The organism is Rhodanobacter sp. PCA2 (assembly GCF_013620825.1).
Taxonomy (GTDB): domain Bacteria; phylum Pseudomonadota; class Gammaproteobacteria; order Xanthomonadales; family Rhodanobacteraceae; genus Rhodanobacter_A.
This window is the reverse complement of the sequence record NZ_NJIC01000040.1, coordinates 144378-168034: the sequence shown is the minus strand read 5'-3', so window position 1 is coordinate 168034 and position 23657 is coordinate 144378. Positions and strand designations below refer to the sequence as shown.

The 23657-nt window shown below is 62.7% G+C and carries 14 protein-coding genes; 6 read left to right on the top strand and 8 right to left on the bottom strand.

Annotated elements, in window-relative coordinates:
* Positions 1-2 precede the first annotated feature (2 nt).
* On the top strand, positions 3-2015 hold the full coding sequence (locus PCA_RS13390) for an ATP-binding protein (RefSeq protein ID WP_181303108.1): 2013 nt from the start codon (positions 3-5) through the stop codon (positions 2013-2015).
* A 120-nt stretch (positions 2016-2135) separates the two neighbouring features.
* Here PCA_RS13390 and PCA_RS13385 read toward each other — a convergent pair whose 3' ends face one another.
* The gene (locus PCA_RS13385) at positions 2136-5045 is read right to left on the bottom strand and encodes a TonB-dependent receptor (protein WP_181303107.1); all 2910 of its coding nucleotides are present in this window, start codon (positions 5043-5045) and stop codon (positions 2136-2138) included.
* 655 nt (positions 5046-5700) lie between these two features.
* Positions 5701-7728, bottom strand: coding sequence for an alpha/beta fold hydrolase (locus PCA_RS13380; protein WP_255436854.1), 2028 nt, complete (start codon positions 7726-7728; stop codon positions 5701-5703).
* 366 nt (positions 7729-8094) lie between these two features.
* Between PCA_RS13380 and trpE the strand changes: the two genes are divergently transcribed.
* The 5 genes from trpE to PCA_RS13355 all read left to right on the top strand — a co-directional run bounded on the left by trpE (position 8095) and on the right by PCA_RS13355 (position 15642).
* Positions 8095-9570, top strand: coding sequence for an anthranilate synthase component I (trpE, locus tag PCA_RS13375; protein ID WP_181303106.1), 1476 nt, complete (start codon positions 8095-8097; stop codon positions 9568-9570).
* 315 nt (positions 9571-9885) lie between these two features.
* Positions 9886-11121, top strand: coding sequence for an integrase arm-type DNA-binding domain-containing protein (locus PCA_RS13370; protein WP_181303105.1), 1236 nt, complete (start codon positions 9886-9888; stop codon positions 11119-11121).
* Positions 11122-11428: 307 nt separating this feature from the next.
* Positions 11429-11920, top strand: coding sequence for a hypothetical protein (locus PCA_RS13365; RefSeq protein ID WP_181303104.1), 492 nt, complete (start codon positions 11429-11431; stop codon positions 11918-11920).
* Positions 11901-14897, top strand: coding sequence for an N-6 DNA methylase (locus PCA_RS13360; RefSeq protein ID WP_181303103.1), 2997 nt, complete (start codon positions 11901-11903; stop codon positions 14895-14897). The genes PCA_RS13365 and PCA_RS13360 overlap by 20 nt, the downstream gene beginning before the upstream one ends.
* A gap of 13 nt (positions 14898-14910) precedes the next feature.
* Entirely contained in the window at positions 14911-15642 is a 732-nt protein-coding gene (locus tag PCA_RS13355) for a hypothetical protein (protein WP_181303102.1), read from the top strand.
* Between the two features lie 426 nt (positions 15643-16068).
* Here the strand turns inward: PCA_RS13355 and PCA_RS13350 are convergent, their stop codons facing one another.
* The 6 genes from PCA_RS13350 to PCA_RS13325 form a co-directional block, all read right to left on the bottom strand.
* Positions 16069-16995, bottom strand: coding sequence for a cation diffusion facilitator family transporter (locus PCA_RS13350; RefSeq protein ID WP_181303101.1), 927 nt, complete (start codon positions 16993-16995; stop codon positions 16069-16071).
* A 294-nt stretch (positions 16996-17289) separates the two neighbouring features.
* Positions 17290-17613: a P-II family nitrogen regulator gene (locus PCA_RS13345; RefSeq protein WP_181303100.1), complete on the bottom strand. Its 324-nt coding sequence runs from the start codon at positions 17611-17613 to the stop codon at positions 17290-17292.
* Complete coding sequence (locus tag PCA_RS13340; RefSeq protein WP_181303099.1) at positions 17610-20744, bottom strand: CusA/CzcA family heavy metal efflux RND transporter; 3135 nt, start codon at positions 20742-20744, stop codon at positions 17610-17612. Before PCA_RS13340 ends, PCA_RS13345 begins: the two co-directional genes overlap by 4 nt.
* Complete coding sequence (locus PCA_RS13335) at positions 20744-21841, bottom strand: efflux RND transporter periplasmic adaptor subunit (RefSeq protein WP_126536253.1); 1098 nt, start codon at positions 21839-21841, stop codon at positions 20744-20746. The genes PCA_RS13340 and PCA_RS13335 overlap by 1 nt, the downstream gene beginning before the upstream one ends.
* The gene (locus PCA_RS13330; protein ID WP_255436853.1) at positions 21838-23151 is read right to left on the bottom strand and encodes a TolC family protein; all 1314 of its coding nucleotides are present in this window, start codon (positions 23149-23151) and stop codon (positions 21838-21840) included. The genes PCA_RS13335 and PCA_RS13330 overlap by 4 nt, the downstream gene beginning before the upstream one ends.
* 71 nt (positions 23152-23222) lie before the next feature.
* Positions 23223-23537, bottom strand: coding sequence for a hypothetical protein (locus PCA_RS13325; protein ID WP_343204454.1), 315 nt, complete (start codon positions 23535-23537; stop codon positions 23223-23225).
* Positions 23538-23657 lie beyond the last annotated feature (120 nt).

The following is a 23657-nucleotide window of genomic DNA, read 5'->3' as shown; positions in this document are numbered from 1 at the left end:
CGATGACCCTGCGCCACAAGCTGCTGCTGGTCGCGCTGTGCACGCTGGCGCTGCCGGTGGCCGGCTGGCTGTACGTGCGGCAGATGGAGGCGCTGCTGCGCGAAGGGCAGGCGCAGGCGCTGATCGCCTCGGCGCGCGCGGTCGCACGCAGCCTGGTGGTGACGCACGCCGCGTTGCCGCAGGGCGATGCGGCCTGGTACGTCGAGCGGGCCATCAATCCGATCACCGTGGACGGCTATGGCGACGACTGGGCGCCGCTGACGCCGTGGAGCCAGCCGTTCGGCGCGCGCGGCAAGCTGCTGCTCGCTGGCGACGCAAACGGGCTGTACCTGTATGCCGAGGTGCGCGATACCCGGCGCACGCGCGCCGACGGGATGGATGGCGTCAACGCGCTGGCGGCCGACCACCTCAACCTCGTGCTCGGCAACGCGGCCGGCCAGCAGCGCTACCTGCTGGAAAGCGACGCACCCGGCGCGGTAGTCGCCAAGGCGCTGGGGCCGCCGGTGGCCGGCCTGCCCGCGGAATTGCCCGCGCAATGGCAGGAGGACGGCAGCGGTTTTCGCGTCGAGCTGCGCCTGTCGCCCAGCCTGCAGCTGCAGACGCTGGGGATTGGCGCCTACGTCGCCGAGGCTGGGGGCGACCGCATGGAGGCGGAAACGCGGCCGTTGCTGGACTATTCACCCGCGCTTTCCGCCGAGCTGGCCAGCCTCGCGCCGGACCGCGTGCAGGCGCGCGTGCTGTCCCCGCAAGGCTGGCTGCTGGCCCGCAGCGGCAGGCTGGACAGCGCGCCTGGCACGCACGGCCAGCCCGGCTGGTTCGCTTCGCTGGTCTACCGTTCGCTGCTGGCCACGCGGCTGGAGGATGCGAACCTGTGGGCGCAGGACGTGCCGCGGCTCGACACGCCCGAGGTATTGCGCGCCCGTGGCGGCCAGCCGGTGAGCGTGTGGCGCAGCGGCGAGGAGCGCGGCAGCGTGGTGCTCTCGGCCGCGGTGCCGATCGAGCGCGAGGGCAAGGCGGCCGGTGTGTTGCTGCTGGAGCAGGCCAGCCGTGCGGTGCCGTTGCTGGCCAACCGCGCCCTGCTCGGCCTGCTGCTCACCAGTTTCGGCGTGCTGCTGGTGGCCGGCGCGATCCTGCTGCTGTTCGCCACGCGCCTGAGCCTGCGTCTCGGCCGTCTGCGCAACGCGGCCGAGCGCGCGCAGCTGTCGGACGGACGTCTGGACGGCCTGTTCGAGCGCGGCCGCTTCCCGATGACCGACGCGCCGGACGAGATCGGCGACCTCGCGCGCAGCTTCGAGCGCCTGTTCGAGGCGGTGGGCGGTTACACCGACTACCTGCGCACGCTGGCGTCCAAGCTCTCGCACGAGCTGAACACGCCGCTGGCGATCGTGAAGTCCTCGCTGGACAACCTCGAACACGCCGAGCTGTCGCCGGACGCCCAGCCCTACCTGGACCGTGCCCGCGACGGCGTGGCGCGGCTGGGCGCGCTGGTGCGCGCGATGAGCGAGGCCAGCCGCATGGAGCGCGCCATCGCCGCCGCCGAACCGGAGGACGTGGACCTGCGCGAAGTGGTGCGCGGTTGCGCCGAGGCCTATCGCCCGCTGGCCGGTGCGCGGCGGCTGGATTGCGTGCTGCCCGACACGCCGCTGCACCTGCACTGCGCGCCCGAACCGATCGCGCAGGCGCTGGACAAGCTGTTCGACAACGCGCTTTCGTTCACGCCACACGACGGCTGGCTGCGGCTCAGCCTGCGCGCCGTCGACGGCGACGCCGAGATCGAGCTGGCCAACCAGGGGCCACCGCTGCCCGCGGCGATGCAGGGCCGGCTGTTCGACTCGCTGGTGAGCCTGCGCGACAAGGCCACGCCCGGCGATGCGCCACACCTGGGCCTGGGCCTGTACGTGGTGCGGCTGGTGGCCGAGCGCCATGGCGGCATCGCCAGCGCGCGCAACCTGGACGACGGCAGCGGCGTGGCGTTCAGCCTGAGCCTGCACGGCATGCCGCGGCAACGGCTCTGAGTTGTCCTTTGCTCCCGAAAGCACAGTTCTTGGGATGAGGCTTGCCGCGATTGATGAAAGCCAAAAAAGAAAAGGGGCGACGTGGTGTCGCCCCTTCGGGTTTCGCAATCTCTCTTGTCGTCAGAACTTGTAGTTCATGCGACCGAAGAATGTGCGGCCATACCAGTCGTACTGCGAGGCATACAGTGGGGTATTGCCAACCCTGGTGCCTGCACTGGACGAGATCAAATCCGGTGCCTTGTCGAACAGGTTGCGAATACCGAACATCAAACTCCAACTGCCGCGCTCCCAAGTGGCAGAGACGCTGTGGCGGAGCTGCCAACCTGCCTTGATGTCTCGCACCGCCCCCGCGTAGCCAAGATAGGTGTAGACGGGGTTCAGATCGCGGTTCTTGGTGGTGCTGACGTACTGACCTTGCCAGTTGTAGGTCCAGTCGCCACGCTTGAAGCCCAGGTTCGCGATACCTACCGTCCTGGGACGACCGATGTAGCCCACTTGATTCGACGTGCTAAAGCCGCTGGCTTCAGCGGAGTCGAACAGCTGATAGGTATCCTCAAGCGTGTAGGTCACCTGCAGGTCGGCGGACAACTTGCCGATGGACAGGTCCTTGTCGTAGTTCACTTGGAGGTCGTAGCCGCGGGTACGCTGCCGGTTGATGTTCGTGTAGACGCTATACACGTCGACGATGTTGAACGCGTTGGCGGGCGCATTGCCGGGGTTGCGCGTGAACATGTCGCAGAACCTGTTCGGGTATACCGTCGACGCGTAGCATCCGGCAAGGATGTCGGCTGCGCTCAGGTCGGTGATTTCGCCCTTGACCAAGTAGTCGAAGTAATCGACTGCGACATTGAGGTTGGCAAAGGTGGGCGTCCAGACGAAACCCAGGGTCTTGGCGCGCGACGTCTCAGGCTTCAGATAGCCCTTGCCGCCACCGGAGTGGATCGTGGCTGACGCACCACCGGGGGCAACGTAATTGTCCGGGATGCCGGCTGCGGCGCAGTTCTTGCGAATGCGATCGTTGGTGCTATCGCCCCAGTTGTAGCAAGGATCCACCGAAGCTTGGTCGTTGAAGCCTGTCTGATCGCCCAGATACAGTTCGTACAGACCCGGAGCACGGAAGGATGTGCCCAGGGTGCTGCGCATGCGGAAGGTGGGGGTGATCTGCCAGTTCAGACCGGCCTTCCACACGTTGTCCCTGCCCTTGACCGAGCCATATTCGAACAAGCGACCTGAGACATTGGCTGTGAGGGACTCGATACCGGTGATGCCTTTCAGCAGCGGCACATCGATCTCGCTAAAGATCTCCTTGACGTTATCCGTGCCCTTGGTGACATTGGCCGAGCTTTGACCCCACAAGCCGCCACTCTTGGAGAGTTCGTCGGGTTGGTCGTTGATCGCGTAGTGGCGGTATTCCGCGCCGAACGCGGCGGCGACATCGCCTGCCGGCAACGTGAACAGGTTGCCGGTGGCTACGGCCGAGACGGTGGCCTGGGTGTAAACCGTGTTGCCCTTGGTGTTGGCACCTACGGCATTGATCAGGTCTCCCATTTTCTGGCCGCTGAGGATGCTTGGGTCAAAATAGCTGACCGAGTCCGGTGGCGGCGTGTCCACATAGAGCAGGTCGCCTGTCTTGTCCAGCACAATCACGTTGCTGCGGTAATCGCCGCTTGAGCGGCTGTAGCCCGCATTGATCTGCCACGACCAACTGTCGGTGGAGGCAAACAGGCCTTCCAGGCTGGTGTTGCCATACAGGTAGCGGACCGTTTGCTTGCTGTCGCTGAGATACGGCATCACCGGGCGATAGATTTTGCCGTCGCCTGGATTGAACACGTACGGGAAAAACTGGCGATAGCCATGAGTCTTGGTTTCGCGTTGGTTGTACAGGAACTGGTTTTTCCAGTTCACGCTGCCAAAGCTGAAATTGCTGGCAGCGTACAAGCTGGCACGGTCACGCTTGTTGATGGCGTAGCTGCTGTTGTTGAACGAAAAGTTGTTGACGTCCTCATAGTATGCTTGGGGCGAATTGGCGTAGTTCTTGGACGGGTAGGGGCGGGGGTGATAGCCCGGGAACGGCCCGATGGTGCTGCCATCTTTCGACGGCACATAGCGAATGTTGGGGTTGCTGTACGACATGATGGTGTTGGCGTACAAATTGTTGCATCCGGCAAGGCTGGTACCTTCCAGAATTGAGCGATCCGCACTGTCGATACGTTCGCCGTTTTTGCCCCACACGCGATCCTGAGGGCAGGCCAGGAAGTCGCGGTCACCCACCTTCAGAGGTTCCAGTCGGTCGACCTGGGCGGCGACGATCACGCTTCCCTTGTTGAGGTTCCAACCATCGCCAAAGGAAAGTGAATATTGGTTGCCACCACCGTGCTCGGTGATGCTGGTGGCAAAGTTGATCTGGGGTCGATCGATGTTCTTTTTGGTGATCAGATTGACCACGCCGGAAACTGCATCGGAGCCGTAGATGGAGGAAGAGCCGTCCTTCACGATCTCGATACGCGAGAGCACTACCTGCGGTATCACGTTGAGGTCAAAGGCGCCGACTTGGCCGCGCGTTCCGGCCGGGCCAGGCCGTTGGCCGTCTAGGAGGACCAAAGTGCGGTTGGCGCCCAAGCCGCGCAGGTCGACGGTCTGCACGCCCGTGCCTCCTTCGATCACGTAACCGCCAAACTGGCCATTGATCTGGGTAGTGGCCGCGGCCGCGGAGGATGTCTGCAGGAAGTCGGCGGTGTCGAACTGACCTGCGGCGATGCTGTTTTTTACCTCGATGACCTGTACCGGTGAGGTAGTTTCATATTCTGGCCGCTTCAGCAGGGAGCCGGTAACGGTGACTGCTTCCAGGCTCTTGGCCTTCTCGGCACTCTTGTCCGTCGATTTGTCTGCCTCGGCGGCTTGAGTGGTTTGGCCGGTGGGCGCGACATTGGACGATTGGTCCTGGGCGAGAGCAGGCGTGACCTGCAGGGCGGCAACAACGGCCATGGCAAGAGGTAGGTGCCTGATCCCCTTATGGGCAAACTTGGACATGCTGGATTCACTCCCCTATGAGTGCAAAGCTCAAAGAAATGCTGCAACCGCATTATGTTGCGGTTAAGCAAATGTAACCGTGCGTGATAACTTGCGCAATCGGCGTGATCGAATTCGTAAGATATTGTTAACTGCAGACGGTCAAGCTTTCGGCAGCGGATGAAACACGCTGAGCTGCATCCCGGTTCGACGCCCCGTTGAGTGAGGACCACTTCGGGCTCGTTCAGAACCTCCTCAAAATGAGGAAGCTGCTCTCAGGGGCAAGCCGCGTGCAGGTGATATCAGCCGGAAGCGGCTTGATGAGTAACGCAGTTGCCGGAAACGCAGACCCACGCATTCGGTCGGATGTGTCGAGTGGGTAGCCTTGTATGCGCTGCTGCGCCAGGTACGTACCGAGCTGTCGGTGGCAGGCATCATCAAGGGGGCTGACTACTCCCTATGGCGTACACACGCACCGCCAGAAAGGCTGGGCGGGCAAGACGATCTCGGGGATTTGCGGGGTATCGCAGTAGATGCCAAGGGCGCCGCATGACATTGCCGTGGTCGTAGCAGAGGTCGTCGATCACGGGAGTGCCCTGCAGAGGTTCGGATGCAGTCCACGCCCTCCCCTTCGTGCCCAGAGGACTTTGACCAAGTCCCCTGGGCTTGCTGGGAGTCAGTGCTTGGCAATACCGCAATCCTTGTCGAGATAGTTTGCGATCAGCGTTAGCGTTTCCCGTTGCTGGCGGGGGTACCACGGCATGCTGTGCGGCATGTCCGCAATCACGTGGTACTGCGCGGGGACTCGATCCTTCACGGCGTTGTAGTAGTCGCGCGGATGGAACGGCGGCACGCGCACGTCGCGATCACCGCCGAACAGCATGATGGGCAGATGGGCCTTTGCAGTGTTTTGCATGGGGTCCATGCCTTTTACCGTCCGCCCCTGCAAGATGCGCTGCAGGCGGTTGTCACTCCAGGATGTGCCCAGCCGCCCCAGGTTGGCCACCGGGGCGCCGGCGATCGCGCATTTGAACGGAGAAGGCGAACGGACGTCGGCAGCGATCGCCGCGAAACCGCCGTAGGAGTAGCCGAAGATAGCGATGCGATCCTTGGCCGCGATGCCTTGTGCGACCAACCAGGCGGCACCGTCGTCGTTGTCGTCGGACATTTTCAGGCCCCACTCCTTGTCGCCGGCAAGCCACAAGTTGCGCCCAAGCCCTGCAGAGCCCCGGTACTGAGGGCGAAGCACCGCGTAGCCGCGTGAGATGAGCAGCGGTACCCAGCCCGCACTATCCCAGCCCGTGTAGTCGCGTGCCCAAGGGCCGCCATGGGGGAGGACAATCGCCGGTGCCGGCGCATCCCCCTGCTTCCAACCGATCGGTAGATCCAGGATCGCAGGAATCTCGAGCCCGTCGCGCGCCTTGTAGGTTATCCAGCTTTCGGTGATGGCGAGATTCTTGTCGATCTCAGGGAGGGCGCTGCCCAGATTCACCATCTGCTTCTTGTCCAGCAGCAGGTGGTAAGCCGGCGGCGTGCTGGCGTTCTCGGTGACGAACAAGACCTTGGACAAGTCGTCGGTATAGCTTGTCAGACTTACATGTCGGCCGGGAAAGGCGTGTTTGATGGCATCCTGGATGGACTTGAGCGCCGGATCGACATAGACCGCCTCGCGGCTAGGACCATCGACGATGAAACCCACCACTTGGTTGAAATTGCTGCGCTTGGTGCTGAACAGTAACGCGCCAATCGAGTAGTTTTTGTCGGTGACAGCGGGTTCCGGGTCATAACGGTGCTGTGCCGGGTCGTACAGGCGTGCTTCGACCTTGTCTGCGAACTGGTCCGTCAGTACGTAATACTTGCCGGTGGCATCGTCGATGCCGGCAACGTGTACCGAGTAGCGGGCGGAAAGCTTGGTAGTCAACGGAGCCTGCGGTTCAAATTGCCCGGTCTTGTCGTTCAACAGCAGCACCCGTTGTTCGTAGTCGTCGCCAGTCGGGACGATTTCCTCCTTGGCCAGCACCTTGCCCGTGCGCGAGTCGAAAAGGGCAGGTGTGGCGCGTGCACCACCGTGGAACAGCAGTTCCGTGTCCTTGGTCTTCAGGTTGTAGAGGAAGTAGTCGGACGCGAAGCTGAGTTCGTCCAACTGTCGAATGATCACCTTGTCTGGATCCAGAGGCAGCATATCGACCAGCGAGGCCGTACCAAGCCGCTCGAAGCAGGTTTGGGTCTGCTTGCTGATGCCCAGTTTGCGGGTGTTGCTGGCGAAGGCCTCGTCGAAGTTCTTCAGGTCGTCTTCTGTCAGATAGACCTTGGTCATGAAGGTCCGGGTTGCCCCCAGGGTATTGCCTTCGCCGCAACCGGCGAGTTCGCCGGTGAATTCCTGGCGGCCGACAGCAAGAACCTTGCCTGCTTTCAGAGCCGAAGCGGCGATGAACTTCATGTAGTCGCCGGAAGGCGTGATCACCTTGGGCCCGGAAGACAAGGCATTCGTATCCCACAGGGCCAAGGCCGTTTCGTCGGGGTTCTTGGGTGAAGGGATGAGAGCAACGAGATGCTTGCCATCCGGGCTCATGGATACCGATTGCAGCGCCGGCAGGCGCGCCAGATTTTCGACAGAAATGGCTTCGGATGCGCTGGCCGGGTTGTGAACCAGCGCCACCGTCAACGCACCGACCAGGAAAGGTCGGTAGAGCATGCTCCACATGTCTTGATCTCCTATGTCCCCATGATCTTTCACCCCGCGCGAAACATGCGAATGAGGTGATGCAGGAATTTACGAAGGTAGCAGAATCCGCGAGACAGGCAAGATTTGGCGAAGCGCTTCGGTCCTCGTAGCGGTAACCGAATGGGTACGGCGATTGCTGGTTCCGCTACCCTGAACCTGGGTGTCAGGGGTAGCGCGGAGGTATGCCGGGCTGAAGATTTCCGGCGAACTGCTACGGTACGATGCCGTACATGCGGTGTGGCGGCGTGGCCGAGTACATAGGCAAACTGCGGATACCGATTTCCGGTTCTCGCTGCTGCTGCCTCTACAATGGCCTCTCCAGTTTGGCCATCCGGACACCCATACGTGATTTCCCGCGACGACTTCGCTGCGCTGGCTGCGCAGGGCCACACCCGCATCCCGCTGGTGCGCGAGGTGTTCTCCGACCTCGACACCCCGCTGTCGGTGTACCTGAAGCTGGCCGACGGCCCGTACACCTTCCTGTTCGAGTCGGTCGAGGGCGGCGCCACCTGGGGGCGTTACTCCATCATCGGCCTGCCGGCGAAGCGCGTGTACCGGCTGCGCGGGCACGAGCTGGAGGTGGAGGATTCTGGCGAAGTGGTCGAGCGCCGCCATCTCGACGATCCGCTGGGCGAGATCGAGAAGTTGCGCCAGCAGTACGACGTGCCGCGCCTGCCGCAGCTGCCGGCGTTCAGCGGTGGCCTGGTCGGCTACTTCGGTTTCGAGACCATCGGCTACATCGAACCGCGACTGGCGCGCTGGGACCGCGCCGACGAGCTGGGCACGCCCGACGTGCTGCTGATGCTGGCCGAGGAAGTCGCGGTGTTCGACAACCTCAAGGGCCGCCTGTACCTGATCGTGCACGCCGACCCGTCGCAGCCCCAGGCGTACGCGCGCGCGCAGCGCCGGCTGGACGCGCTGGTGCACCGCCTGCGCCAGGGCGGCGCGGCGTATCCGCAGCTCACGCAGTCGGTCGCGCTGGACGAGGGCGACTTCAAGTCCTCCTTCACCCGCCCCGAGTTCGAGGCGATGGTGGAGAAGGCGAAGGAATACATCCGCGCCGGCGACATCTTCCAGGTGGTGCCTTCGCAGCGGCTCAGCGTGCGCTTCAACGCGCGGCCGGTGGACGTGTACCGCGCACTGCGTGCGCTGAACCCGTCGCCCTACATGTACTTCGTCGATCTCGGCGGCACGCAGATCGTCGGCTCCTCGCCGGAAATCCTGGCGCGGCTCAAGGACGGCAAGGTGCTGGTGCGTCCGCTGGCCGGCACGCGCAAGCGCGGCGCCACCGAGGAAGAGGACCGGGCGCTGGAGGCCGAGTTGCTGGCCGATCCGAAGGAACGCGCCGAGCACGTGATGCTGATCGACCTCGGCCGCAACGACATCGGCCGCATCAGCGAGACCGGCACGGTGGAGGTGAGCGAATCCTTCGCGATCGAGCGCTACTCGCACGTGATGCACATCGTCTCGCAGGTGCAGGGCACAGCGAAGCCGGGGCTCAGCTACATGGACGTGCTCAAGGCCACCTTCCCGGCCGGTACGCTCAGCGGCGCGCCGAAGATCCGCGCGCTGGAGATCATCCAGGAGCTGGAGCCGTACAAGCGCAACATCTACGCCGGCGCGATCGGCTGGATCGGCTGGTGGGGCGACGCGGACACCGCCATCGCCATTCGCACCGCGGTGATCCAGGACGGCCGCCTGCACGTGCAGGCCGGCGCCGGCATCGTCTACGACTCCGACCCCGCCGCCGAGTGGGAGGAGACGATGAACAAGGGCCGCGCGCTGTTCCGCGCGGTGGCGCAGGCGGCCGAGGGGCTGTAGTTGCGCTTGCCGGTTTCGGTTTGAGGTGTCGGGGTACTTGCCGTCACGCCGCCTCCGCGCAGCCAACGTACTTCGTTTGGGCGGCTATACTGCGGCAATCCCGGCAGCGTTCGTGCTGCCCTGCCTGCGGGTCCGCCATGCTGCTGATGATCGACAACTAGCATCGGCGTCCATGGGGATCCACGGCAGTCCGCGGTTTGCTTCCAATGTGGCTACAGGACTAGTTTTGAAGTCTCTTGGTGTCCACGGGAGTCCGTTGTAAGCCAGAGAAAGTGCGGGTACCTTTGCGGGTACCGAAGACCCGATACCCGCACCATGCCACTCACAGACGCGAAGATCCGCAACACGAAGCCCGGCCCAAAACCGGCGAAGCTGGCTGATGGCGGCGGTCTCTATCTTGAAGTGCGTCCTACGGGGGCGAAGCTGTGGCGCTACCGCTATCGAATCGCGGGCAAGGAGAACCTGTTCGCCATTGGTGAGTACCCCAGCATCGCCCTCGCAGAAGCGCGTGCTGAGCACGGCAAGGCGCGGGCGTTGGTGAGACAGGGAGTCCATCCTTCTCACAATCGGCAGGCCGAACGCCTTTCGAATCAGGCGGCAAGTGCGAACACCTTCGAGGCTGTCGCGAAGGAGTGGATCTCGAAAAAGTCTCCGAGGTGGACCGCGTACTACTCGCGACAAGTGACGCGGTTCATGGAGTCCGACGTGTTTCCTTACGTCGGGAAGCTACCGATCCGTAGCGTGACATCAGCACATTTGCTGGAAATAGTTCGTCGCATCGAGGGACGCGGAGCCGAGACGGTCGCCTTGTTGGTTCGCCAATGGTCTTCGGCCATCTTTAGATATGCGGTCGCAACGCTGCGCGCTGACGGCGATCCTGCTGCTGCGTTGAAGGGAGCTATTCATCGCCCCAAGGTTGAGCACCACAAGCCGCTTTCTCGCTCCGAGATCGTCAACTTCCTGGAAGCAGTGGACAAGTACGGCGGCTATCGCACGACAGTAATCGCACTGCGGTTGATGCTGCTGACGTTCGTTCGCACTGTCGAGCTTCGAAAGGGCGAATGGTCCGAATTCAACCTGCAGGACGCTGAATGGCGGATACCGGCAGAGCGTATGAAGATGCGAGAGCCGCACATAGTGCCGCTATCCGAACAGGCCGTGGTGTTACTGCGAGAGCTGCAAACCTATACGGGCGGCCGTGGGCTTCTATTTCCGAACTATAGAAATCCGAAGGAATGCATGACCGCGACCACCTTGAATCGCGCGCTTGAGCGCATGGGGTTCAACGGAAAGGGCAGTATCGGCTTCTCGGCGCACGGATTTCGCGCGACGGCCTCCACACTCCTCAATGAGATGGGCTATCGATCGGATGTGATTGAGCGTCAGTTGGCACACTCCGAACGTAACAAGGTCCGCGCCAGCTACAACCACGCCGAGTACATGGAAGAGCGGAGGTCCATGATGCAGGATTGGGCCGATTTCCTAGAAGACCCGATGCGTAAAAAGGGTAAGGGTACCGGCGTTACCACGCGGGCACGCCGACCTGGTTAGAGAGGCGGAGTGTCCTGGGCCGCTAGTCGACGGACGGAAGCAAACTTATCGAGCGCGTGGCTTGATGCTCAGCCTGACCCGTGTCCTGGGCGGTGCGCTCTGTTGCTGGCTCCGAACTATCGCCATGGGTGCGTCCAAGCGCATGAGACCAGGGCGGAACACCCTTCGTGCGTGCACCGGCAAGTGCGGCTAAGAGCAAGCCGCTGAAGAGTGCCATTGGAGGGACGTTGTGGATTTTAGACTACGTCTCGACCTCAGCCCAGATCTGCTTCAAATTTGAAGCAGATCTGCCATACTTGGTTCCACGATGGCCGGAATTCACTACACCGCAGTGCATGTGCGTGAGCTGCTCGGGCTCAGTCGCACCGATCTGCAACGGTGGCTGTCTGCCCTACCTCCATTTAATCAAGTCAAAGCCAAACCCCGGACCGCGCGCCAGTTCACGATCGCCGATCTGGCCTTTTTTCGTGCCGTTGCGGAACTGCATCAGCGCTTGGGCCTGTCCCTGCATTCGATTGCCGCATTCTCCGCGCCACTCCGCGCTCGCCTCGACATGCGGGCTGCGCTGACCGGCGGCACCGTCCGCCTGTACATCAACCAAGTTGGCGATGATGCGTGGGCCGTTGGCAGCGAGGCGCAGGGAGCTCTGTCGGTAGCATTGGACCTGGAGCCGATCTGGCTCGCTGTCTATGCGTTCGTTGGTGTGGCCATGCCGGCTCAGCGTGAACTCGCGCTTGGCTTGGTATCCCTGTCGGGGTCTTCACATCAGGAGGGCCGTCGTGGTCGCCAAGCCCGCTGAGATCGCTGACCGGCTTGGCGTGCCGCGTGATGCCTACGTCGACCTGCGCGGAACTCCGACGGCGCGCCATTTGCGCTACATGGACTTGATGGCCCCCGCGCGTCGGCCTGGCGCGGACACGCAGGAACTGCCCGATGGTGTGATCCAGGTGGCGGGCAAGGCCGCCCTTTATGTGCTCCAGGCACCGGCAATTGCAGGCTCTCCGCCTAAGGAGCAGTTGATCCAGCTGATACGCACGCTGGCATGCCGCGCTGATGCGGCCTATCTGGCAGTGTCTAGCCCGGCGTCGACGAGCATCTATCCGATCGGGTTCTACCGGGCCGATGAACTTCCCGCCATCGACAGGGAGATTCTTTCCGACAACGCTGTCGGGCTTCGCACTCTGCTTAATGGGAATACGGAAGGATCCACGCAGAAGCGTGCCGATCAACTTTGGCTAGACGATCTGCTGTTCAAGCTCTTGACGGATGCCGCCGACGGATTGCGAGCGGCGTTTCCGTCGGAGCTGCTCTCTGACGGCGATGTGGTCTCGCTGATCGGTCGGGCGCTCTTCACCCGGTTTTTGGTGGACCGAAACATCGTGGCGGGAGACGACATCACGGCTCTCTTCCCGGGTATCGAGCGGCCCGAGGAACTGTTTGCCACTCCGGCTGCGCTGATAGCGACGTTCCAATGGTTGGATCTCACCTTCAACGGCGATCTGCTCGAGCTGGGAACTAAAGACTATGTCGACTTCATGGCGCGACTGGGTTCCTCAGTGGACCTGCTGTGCACTGTGTTGTCCAACGTCATGTCGCGAGCGCCGGGTGGCCAACTGTCGTTGGACTGGAATGGGTTGCGCTTTCAACACATCCCGGTGGATGTACTAAGCCAGGTCTACGAGCACTTTGCGCACCGCTTCATGCCCGACACGGCGCGCCAGACCAGCATCCATTTCACTCCCCGAAACATCGCCGAATTGCTCGTCGACGGTGCCTTTGGCGCCGTGCCGGCGGAACAGCGTCACTGTGCACGGGTGCTTGATCCAGCCGTAGGGGCCGGGGTTTTCCTGGTTTTAGCCTATCGCCGGCTGGCGGCCGAATACTGGCTGCATCATGGCAAGCGCCCACGTCGGTTGGCCTTGCGTCGCATTCTCACGCAGCAGCTGTGCGGCCTGGACATCAATCCAACATCGATAAAAATGGCCGCCCTGAGCTTGTATCTAGCGGCACTGGAGCTCGATCCACAGCCGCAGCCGCTCAGCGATCTTCGCTTTGAGCGGTTGTTCGATGGAACGCTGCGTTGTGTCGATCAGGCTCATTTGGGAACAAGCGAGGACGCGGCACTCGGAAGTCTGAGCTCGTCATTGCGTAAGTTAGGGCCCTTCGACATCGTGCTGGCCAACCCGCCATGGACGCGCCTGCCGGGACGCTTCAAAAAGCTCCTGGACCAAGTTCCTTGGGATGCGGATGGCGCCTCACCGGTTCGCGCCAAGAGCCTGGTTCCCAATCAGTGGCCGGATCTGGCTTTTCTTTGGCGCGCTCAGCAATGGTGCAAGCCCTCAGGGGTGATTGGCCTGTTAGTGCATGCGCGCTTGCTCTTCAGCGAAGAGGCCGCCGCCGCCCGGACCCATTGGTTCGAGCGCACTCGGGTCACGGGCATCCTCAACGGCGTGTTCCTGCGAAAGGATCGCCGGATATGGCCGTCCAACACACAGCCATTTTGCGCGCTGGTGTCCATAAACGAGCCTCCCGGACCGGAGGACTCGTTTTACTTCCTTGTGCCGCGCCACGAACCGGCACTGGCCCGTCGGCGCGAGTTTCGTCTTGACCCACGGTCGGCGATCCCGGTCCCCGTCGCCATGGCGGCAAGCGTGCCGCACGTATTCAAGACGCTAGCGCGAGGCTCGGCGCTGGATCTGGAATTGATCTCGCGCTTGGGTGCAGAACCGCGCATCTCGATGCGACAGTACTTTTCGCAAGAAAGGCTGGAAATTGCTCAGGGCTTTATTGCTGGGACGCAGAACGCCCTAGATGCCACAACGCTGCGTGGCCTTCCGGTGCTAGAAGGTACCGATAAACCGCTGTTCACCGTCAAGACGCGTGCTCTCAGCCCTATCGAGCACCGTTATCCCGCACTAGCCTTGCAGTGGCCTCGCAACCCTAGCATTTACAAGGGGCCCCATCTCCTGTTTCGCGAAGCGCCCAAACAGGACATCGCGCACCGTGGTGCACTTTGGACGGACGGTGACGTGGCTTTTAGCCGCTCGTTCTATGGCGTGCACATCCCTGAGGGCAGGTCCGCCATCGGTGACTATCTCTACGTACTGTCCTACGCAGACTTGCTGATGTACTGGGTGCTCATGACGAGCTCTAAATTCGGCGTGGAGCGCGACATCTTCAACAAGGATGACTACGGCAACTTCCCCCTTGTTCCTTGGACATCGCTTTCGACATCCATAAAGCGGAACGTGGCAGAGCTGGCAGTGGCGATCCGTGGCGGGAAATCTCCCTGGCGTGACATCAACGCATTAGTGGCCAAGATCTATGGCTTGACCGTTCATGATCAAGCCTTAGTCGCCGACGCGCTGCGTTATGAAAGCCCGTTTCCCAAGAGCCAGTCGCTGAGCGTCGCCGAAATTTCGCGGGACGATCCGCGGATTCCCGCATTCGCATCTTCCTTGGGGGCGCTGCTTTCAGAAGCCGAGGGCGTCGATGTCAAGGTTATGCCCATTACGCTTTCAAAGGACGATGGCCTGTGGCAGTTCTTGCGCATCACGTCTGGAGCGTCATTGGTATTCGATGCTGAGGGCATCCGCGACGTACTCAGGCGCGTAGGCGATCCTTTGATGACTTCGGAGATCCGCCTACAACTGGCGGAAGGCGATTGGTTGATCGGACGTCTCAGGCATGCACGCTATTGGAGCAAGAGCCAAGCGCATCTGTTAGCGCTCGACGTTTTGGAGCGCGGCATGTGCTCTGGTTTGGCCTCGTACTGAGGCCGCGCCGCCCATGTTCCTGCATCTCGGTTCTCCTCCTAAAGGCCCGCCACCGCCCTTTGAGGCCTGGTCCGTCAGGCAGCTAAAGATACTGGACAAGGCAATTGTGCTCGCCTGGGGGCGCTCGATGGCGGCACCGCTCGGACGAGCGTTGCTAGCCAGTGGCACAGAGGTCCAGATCACGGCGATGCTTCAGGATGCCCTCACAGCGTTGCTTAACAGCGGGGCTTTGCCGGGCTTTTCGACATCACTGTACGGCCCACCAATACGGGGCCAAGAGATGGAGGACTATTCGGGCGCTCGGCTGGAGAAGCGCCCAGATTTGACGATCACGCGTCTTTCAGCACGTCCCGTGATGAACCACAACGCCATGTTCTACGAGTGCAAGATTCTGGGAAGGGGGCGCACGATAGATCACTACATCGCCCAAGGCGTTGCGCGTTTCGAAAAAGGACACTACGCATGGGCAATGCCGCATGCAGGCATGATCGGCTATTTGGTAACCGATAGTAACCAGAATGCCAAGTCCACCTTGGTCGAACGCTGGATGCATCCGACGTCTCCAGCCTCCTGCGCTCCTATAGCTAAAGTGCAGGAGGACGGATCCGCTCCAACAATAGCGATCAGCACGCATGCTCGTAATTTCATGCTACGGAACGGGGAGTTGCCGGGCCCAATCGCGTTGCGACATCTGTGGTTGAGCGAGCGCTCGACAATGGCCATTCCGAAGAAAAGATCGGTCTGACACCCGCGTGCTATTCGTGCCATGCCACACGTGGCGTTGTGAATACGACCCTTTTCCAGCTTTGTCCAACATTGCTGCCGATCGCCCGACAGCATGCAGTTGCTGCCTAATTCCTCCCCAGGGTGTGTGAAAACTCTGCCGATACGCAGCACCACCTGATCGTCGACCATCAGGTCGCCAACATCGGCACGATCGCAGCCAACTGGTGACCATGGCGAAGCGTGCGCCCACCGCCATGCAGGCCGAACACTTTGAGGTTGCCGCTGATCGTGGTTACGCGTCAGGCGGCGCATTGGGTCGGCAATGCAGCGCCAATTCGTGTGTGGTCTCAAAGTGGGGGGCAAGGGGTCGATCCATCTCCTTCTGCTGCTTGATCACAGTGCCTTTGTCCGAATGAAGCGTCCTCGTTGATTCGAGCCAGTGTTTCTAAACGGTCGAGACAGGGGCCTGCCCACAAGGGTGTGCCTTATCGCCGAGCTCCAATTGAACGGTGGTGTGGTCGATGCCGAACTGTGCATGCAGGTCGTGCTTGATCTGTGCGAGCAAGGCATCCTCGATCTGCGCATCGGGCTTGACCAGATGAACTGTCAGGGCCACTTCGGTCGTGCTCATGCCCCAGATGTGCAGGTCGTGCACGGCGGAAATACCCGGTAACCCTGCCAGGTAACTCTCGACATTCTGCGGGTCTATGTGCGGAGGCACCGCGTCCATGGCCAAGTCCAGCGAGTGCTTGAGCAGGCCCCAAGTGCCCACCGCAATGACGACAACGATGACCAGGCTGACCGTGGGATCCAGCCAGAGCCAGCCGGTCGTGCGCATGGCCAGGGCGGCCACGACTACGCCGAGCGAGACCGCTGCATCCGCCGCCATGTGAAGGAAGGCCCCCCGAATGTTTACGTCGTTCTTGGAGCCAGCCATGAACAGCCATGCGGTGATGCCGTTGATTACGACACCGATACCGGCCACCGCCATCACGATGCCGCTTGCGACGGGCTGAGGACTACTGAAGCGCCCAATCGCCTCCCAGGCGATGGCCCCGATTGCCACAAGCAGCAGGACTGCATTGAGCAGTGACGCCAGGATCGAGGATCGGCGCAGGCCGTAAGTGCGCCGCCGGGTTGGCTGGCGTTTGACCAGGACTGTCGCACCCCATGCCAGTGCGAGGCCCAACACGTCGCTCAGGTTGTGACCAGCGTCGGCAAGCAAGGCCAGCGAGTGCGCGATGTAGCCGTAGACCGCCTCGGTGGCGACAAAGGCCAGATTGAGCCCGATGCCGACCGCGAAAGCGGTCCCGAAATCCTTCGGGGCGTGGTCATGAGCATGTGCTGAGCCATGGGCGTGGTCGTGTGCCATTGGGTTTCCGTTGAATGAGAAGTTCGCCCATCCGGGCAGCGGCGAGACGCGACGACCGCGTGGCAGAACGCGTTGTGCGCAGGGATGCCGTGCAGGTCTCACTGTCGGCAGCAGCCTTCGGCGGAGGCACCGCCAGTGAAAAGATCATTGCTGGTTAGAGCATGCGCAGGGCGACCCTACGGTATTGGGTGGGTGCTACAAAATCGCACACGTGCAGCACGCACCTAGGTATTGGCCACACGCATATGGTGCGGGCACCCGGCTATGCGCCCGAGCGCCCGCACCATCGTCGACTCAGTCGGTGTGACCGTCGATCGGCCACGCCCGATCCACCGTGCTCTGGTAGACCCATCCGGCCACGCTCTGGCCGGTGCGTCCGTGCAGGCGAATCAGTTGTACAGCTCGATCCACCTGGTCGTCTTCGCAGAACACCTCCAGCTTGATCTGCCGGGTCACGCGTTCGCCCAGTTCCATCGAATAGACCTGTTCTTGCGCACTGAGCGCCGTCAACAAGCCCTTGACGTCACTGACAGACAGGTAGCCGAATCCACCGTCCTCCAGGGCGTGAATGACATCGACGACGCGGCCGCGGTGGATGAATGCCTTCACTTCTTTCATGGGGTGGTCTCCTTGGCCAAGCGCCGTGCGGCGCGTTCTTCGATCCAGTCGTAGAGCACCGGCAGCAGTACCAGGGTCAGCAGGGTCGAGGTGATCAAGCCGCCAACCACCACGGTGGCGAGCGGCCGCTGGGTTTCCGCGCCCACACCGCTGGAGAGCAGCATCGGTACCAGGCCCAGGATCGCCACGCTGGCGGTCATCATCACCGGGCGCATGCGCAACGCCGTGCCGCGAACTACGGCCTCCCGAACCGGAAGCCCTTTCTCGCGTTGCTCGTTCAAGAAGCTCACCAGCACGATGCCGTTCAACATCGCCACGCCGAACACGGCGATAAAGCCGATCGCCGAGGGCACCGATAGGTATTGCCCGGTGATGGCCAGTCCGACGATGCCGCCGATGGTGGCGAACGGTACGTTGGCCAGGATCAGCGCGGCGTACTTCACCGAGTTGAACGCGGTGTAGAGCAGCACGAAGATGAAGAAGATCGTCGCCGGCACGATCAGCGACAACCGCTTCAAGGCCCGCTGCTGGTTTTCGAACGCGCCACCCCATTCGGTGTAGTAGCCGGTGGGCAGATGCACTTTTTTGAAGATCGCGGCATTCGCCTCCTTGACGAAGCCGTCGATGTCGCGACCACGCACGTCCATCTGGATCACGGCATAGCGTTGCAACTGCTCGCGACGGATGAACGAGTAGCCCTCGGCGTCACTGACCTCGGCTACCTGCGACAGCTGCACCAGGGCACCACTGGCTGTGCGGATCGGGATGCGCTCGATCGCCGGCAGGGACGCTTTGTCGGCATCGTCCAGGCGGACTGTGATGTCGAAGCGTTTCACGCCATCCAGCTGCGTGGTCACGGGCTCGCCGCCGATGCCGTTCTTCACCACGGTCAGCACGTCGTCGGCGTTAAGGCCGTAGCGAGCCAGCGCGTCGCGATCCACCTTGATGCGGATCTGCGGCTTGCCGATGTTTGCCTCCAACGCCAGGTCGGCCACACCGGGCACCCCGGCCAGCACGTCCTTCATGCGGGCGCTGAGCCGGTCCAGCTCGCCCAGGTCCTCGCCGTAGATCTTCAAGGCCAGGGTGGCACGCACGCCGGAGATCAGTTCCTCGATACGCATCTGGATCGGTTGGGTATAGCTCACCACGGCGGTGGGCAGGGCAGCGGTCAATGCTTTCTGCATCGCCTCCTCGATGCTTTCCAGCGTCTCGCCCTTGCGCCACTGATCCTTCGGCTTCAGCGGCGTGTAGACCTCCATGTAGTTCACGTCGGCGGTCTCGCCTTTTTCCGCGCGGCCGATCATCGCCAGCGTGGTGTCCACCTCCGGGAATTTCTGCTTGATCAGTGCCGACACCTGCTTGGAGATATTGATCGACTCATCCAGCGAGGCCGAGGGAATCGAGGTGATACGCCACATGATGGCGCCCTCTTTCAGGTTGGGCATGAACTCCTTGCCCAGGAACGGGAACAGCGCGAGGCTGCCGATCAAGGCGCCGGCGGCGATGCCCAGCACCAGCTTGCGCCGTTCCAGTGCCCACGCCAGCACGGTGGCGTAGTGCCGTTTCAGGAACGCGACCAAGCGCGTGTCCTTCTCTTCCTTGGGCTTTAATACCAACGCCGCCAGCACCGGAATCAGCGTCAGGGCCAGGATCAGCGAGCCGGCCATGGCGAAGCTGATGTTGAACGCCATCGGCTTGAACATCTTGCCTTCCAGCCCCTGCAGGCTGAACAGCGGCAGGAACACCACGATGATGATCAGAATCGCGAAGGCCATCGGATTGGCGACCTCGCGGGCAGCGGCCAGCACGGCCGAGGTGCGGTCCACCGGACCGCCATGGGCTTTGCGCTCAGCCATGATGCGGTAGGCGTTCTCCACCATCACCACCGCGCCATCGACCATCATGCCGATGCCGATCGCCAAGCCTGCCAACGACATCAGGTTGGCTGACAGACCGGCCTGGTTCATGCAGATGAAAGCGATCAGCATCGCCAACGGCAACGCCACGACCACCACCAGCGCACTGCGAAATTCGCCCAGAAACAGGAACAGGATAATCGCCACCAGGATCGAGCCTTCGATCAGCGCCCGCACCGCGGTTTCTACGGCCGCGTTGACGAGCTCGGTACGCTCGTACACCGGCTTGACCACCACGCCCGGCGGCAGCGCCTGCTTCACCGTGTCGAGCTTGGCCTTGACCGCATCGACCACGCTCTTGGCGTTCTCACCGATCCGGGCCAGGGCCTGGCCCATGACGACTTCCTTGCCATCCCGGGTTACGGCTCCCGTACGGGGGGCGCCCGCTTCGGTGATCGTGGCTACGTCACGTACGTAGACCGGCGTGCCATCTTCGGTCTTGAGGACGATGTTGCCCAGATCCTTTGCGTTCTGGACCAGCCCCAGGCCGCGCACCAGATACTGCTCGCGTCCCACGTCGACGAAGTTGCCGCCGACCTGCGCATTGTTCGCCTGCAAGGCTTCGATCACCTCTTTGAAGCCGAGCTTGTGTGCGATCAGTTTCATCGGATCGATGCGCACCTGGAACTGCTTTTCCTGGCCGCCCCACGACGTGACATCGTCGACGCCGGGGGCGGTGCGCAGGATCAGGCGGATGGTCCAGTCCTGCAGTGTGCGCAGATCCATGTCGTTCGGGGCAGTGCCCGCCGCGGCCCCCTTCAGTTTGTCGTCGGCGCGTTCGACCGTGTACCAGAACACCTGACCCAGACCCGACGTGTTCGGGCCCATCTCCGGCTTGCCGTAGCCGGCCGGCAGGCGATCGCCCACCTGTTGCAGCCGTTCGTTGACCAGCTGGCGGGCGAAGTAGATGTCCATGCTGTCGTCGAAATACACCGACACATAGGACAAACCGAACAGACTCACCGAGCGGATCTGTTCCACCTTGGGCAGGCCGGCCAGCGCCGATTCCACCGGCGTGGTGAGCAGCTGTTCCACATCTTCGGCGGCCAGTCCCGACGCCTCGGTGTAGACGTTGACCTGCACCGGTGTGACATCAGGGAACGCGTCGATGGGCAACTGGCGTACGGCCTGAAAACCGAGGAAGCCGATCACCACGAAGGCGATCAGCACCAGCACCTTGTAGCGTAGGGAGAATGCAACCAGACGTTCCAGCATCATTCTTCTCCCAACTGCGAGCGCAGCAACCGCGCCTTCAGCGCGAAGGCACCCTTGCGCACGTAAGGGTCGCCGGCCTTGAGACCTTGCGTGATGACTGTCCAGCCGTCGCGCGTGTCGCCGACCATCACCGGTGCCGGCTCGAACGCCCCGTTACCCTTGGCAAGGAATACGGTTGGCTGGTTCTGCAGCAGCACGATCGCGTCGGCCGGTACCGCAAGCGCTTTCACGGCGCTGCCGGCAGCAATACGCGCTTCGACCAGCTCACCGGGATGCAGAAGATCCTTGCGGTTGTCGACCTCGATGCGCACCGGCACGGTGCGGGTGCGCTCATCGGTCTGGTGCGAGCGCTGTACCACTTTGCCGGGTATGGCGGTGTCGTGGACGAGGATGCGGGCGTCCGCGTCGGGTTTGACCCGTTCGGCATCGGCCGGGGACATCTGCGCAACGACCCACACCGAATCTTCCTTGACCAGGGTGAACAGTGTGCGGCCGGGCTCCACCCGCTCACCGACCAGAAATTCATCGGTGGTGACGCGGCCGGCCGCGGGCGCGAGCAGTTCGAAACTGCCATCGGCCGCGGCCGATCCCTTGCGCAGCAGACCCCCGATCTGGCCATCGGACAAGCCGTAGGCACGCAGCTTGGCGCGAGCCTGGTCGCGCTGCACTTTCGCCTCGTTGTAGCGGCGCGCCGACACCGCCTGTGGCCCAAGCGATGCGATCCGTTGCCAATCCTGTTCGGCGACGATCAATGCACCTTGCGTCTCGGCGACCTGCACGCTGGAGAGCACGACCAGCGGCGCACCGGCTTTCACGACATCGCCCAGCCGGGCCTTGCGAGCCAGCACCTGCGATTCCACGCGCGGCGACACCAGCACGGTGGAATACGCATCGGCCTTCACTTCGCCGGGAGCCTTCAATTCATCAGTCAGGTCGCGCGGGGTCACCTTGTCGAGCACGATGCCGGCAGTTTTGATCGCCTTGGCGTCCAGTGCGAGCGGGTTGGCGGGCGGAGCGTCTTGTGCCATCGCCGGTCCGGCCAGGGCGGCCAACAACGCCATGCCCAGCAGGCCGCGCTTCAATAGAGATTCATTCATCGGGAAATGTCCTGATTGGGGCCGTCCTGAGTGCGGCCATCGAGCCAGTCGTTCAGACGGCCAGCGGCGGTGAGGTAATCGAACCAGGCCTGCCAGGCTTGGCTTTCCAGCTCCTGGCCCGACAGCGCGGTATCGAGGCTTTGCTTGAGCTGTACGAGGTAATCGGACGTGCTGATCTCACCGGCACGCCAGAGCTTTTCCAGCAGCGCGGTGCGGTCCTCGAACGCGGCGGCGCGGCCGGTGCGAAACGCCTCGGCGGCACCGCGTAAGGCGGCATAGCGGGCTTGCGCTTCCTGCAGCCCCGCACGCAGGACAAACTGGCGCGAGCGCACGCCTGCGGCGGCCGCATCGGCTTCTGCCCGGGCGGCATCCACTTCGGCACGCCCTGTATTGAGCACGGGCAAGGGAATGGACACGCTTACGCCGATCACCTGATCGGTACGCGGCCCGCTGCGTACCTGTCCACCGGTCAGGCTGAGTGTGGGGTCAGGAATGCGCGCACGACGCGCGACCTGCACGCCAGCGTCGGCGCTTGCCTGCTGAGCGCGGGCCTGACGAAGTTCGGGTAACTCGTCGATGGCCAATGGCGTCACACGGTCAGCCGCGGGTGATAGCCCTTCGGGTAACGGTGGCAAGGTCGTGAGCTGGTCGCCGCTGATGGCCATCAAAGCGGCACGCGCCGCCGCCTCATTGCCGGCGAGCGTGGCCTGCTGCACCTGCGCCTCGCCCAGCGCCAAACCCGCCAAGTCGCGTTCGGGGCTACTGATGTCGCCGACCTTGAGCCGCTGTGCAGCCAAGTCGTCAAAGCGTTGCATGAGGGCGAGTCGACGACGACCCAGTTCACTTTGCCGAGCCGCGAGAGTCGCCGTCGACCACGCCTTCAACCAGCGGGCGGCGACGTCGCGACGCAGGAGGTCATAGGTCGCCTCGGCGGCGAGCACCTCTGCATCACCTTGGCTGGCCCGGGCGCGACGCTTGCCGGATAGATCCAGCGCCAGGCTGAGGCCGGCCGTACGCCGATTGACGTCGGCGTTCTCCGCATCGAGCGACAGCGAGGGGTTGTATAGCGGTTGCGCGGCAGCCCGCGCACGGGCGCGAGCGGCGTCGAGGTCAGCCCGCGCTGCCTGGACTTCGGGGCTGGCTTGCCAGACGCGGCGTACCGCGTCCTGCAATGGAGACGAGAGCAACGAGGGTGCTCGGGTCCCTGCCGCTGGGGGAGGATCGGATAATGGGGGTACGGGGGCAGCACTGAGCAGCGCCGCATACAACAGGCACGCGGCGCCGATAGGCACCGAACGGAACACAGACATGAAGCCATCTCCTGAAATCGATCACGAAGCGATGCATCGCCTAGGCGAATGCGTCGCGAAACGGAGCGGTTTCAGGCGATCGGAGGGCGCAACAGCGAGCCAGTCGTCGCCGGTGTGAATCCGGAACGGATGGTGAAGTTGTCGAAACGAGGCGCCACCCTGGCGACAGCAAGCGGGGCGGTCGTCGGCAAGGTCACCGTGTGCGCACATGCGCAATGGCAATCCGCTTCACCAAGCACGCAGGCGCCCGAATCATCAACCGAGACAGTGGCGATCACTGTATCCGCCGGCATGCTGACGGCGGAGACCGTAGTGGTCGAAACCAATCGCTTCTCTGGCGCATCGGCCAGACAGGCCGTGCCGGCGACTAGCTTGATCAGCAGCACCGCTACTGCCAACAGCCACAGGCCGCGGTGGCGGCGCAGGCGGGTCAGCAGAGGCGGTCGGGGGCGAGTCATCCGAACATGGTAAGCAGTGAGCAATGGGTTAGACAATTACATCGCGGC

Excerpts from the sequence above, each read along its gene's own strand:
- PCA_RS13390 (WP_181303108.1), top strand. The coding sequence starts at position 3 with ATGACCCTGCGCCACAAGCTGCTGCTGGTCGCGCTGTGCACGCTGGCG.
- PCA_RS13385 (WP_181303107.1), bottom strand. The coding sequence starts at position 5,045 with ATGTCCAAGTTTGCCCATAAGGGGATCAGGCACCTACCTCTTGCCATG.
- PCA_RS13380 (WP_255436854.1), bottom strand. The coding sequence starts at position 7,728 with ATGTGGAGCATGCTCTACCGACCTTTCCTGGTCGGTGCGTTGACGGTG.
- PCA_RS13370 (WP_181303105.1), top strand. The coding sequence starts at position 9,886 with ATGCCACTCACAGACGCGAAGATCCGCAACACGAAGCCCGGCCCAAAA.
- PCA_RS13365 (WP_181303104.1), top strand. The coding sequence starts at position 11,429 with ATGGCCGGAATTCACTACACCGCAGTGCATGTGCGTGAGCTGCTCGGG.
- PCA_RS13355 (WP_181303102.1), top strand. The coding sequence starts at position 14,911 with ATGTTCCTGCATCTCGGTTCTCCTCCTAAAGGCCCGCCACCGCCCTTT.
- PCA_RS13350 (WP_181303101.1), bottom strand. The coding sequence starts at position 16,995 with ATGGCACACGACCACGCCCATGGCTCAGCACATGCTCATGACCACGCC.
- PCA_RS13345 (WP_181303100.1), bottom strand. The coding sequence starts at position 17,613 with ATGAAAGAAGTGAAGGCATTCATCCACCGCGGCCGCGTCGTCGATGTC.
- PCA_RS13340 (WP_181303099.1), bottom strand. The coding sequence starts at position 20,744 with ATGCTGGAACGTCTGGTTGCATTCTCCCTACGCTACAAGGTGCTGGTG.
- PCA_RS13335 (WP_126536253.1), bottom strand. The coding sequence starts at position 21,841 with ATGAATGAATCTCTATTGAAGCGCGGCCTGCTGGGCATGGCGTTGTTG.
- PCA_RS13330 (WP_255436853.1), bottom strand. The coding sequence starts at position 23,151 with ATGTCTGTGTTCCGTTCGGTGCCTATCGGCGCCGCGTGCCTGTTGTAT.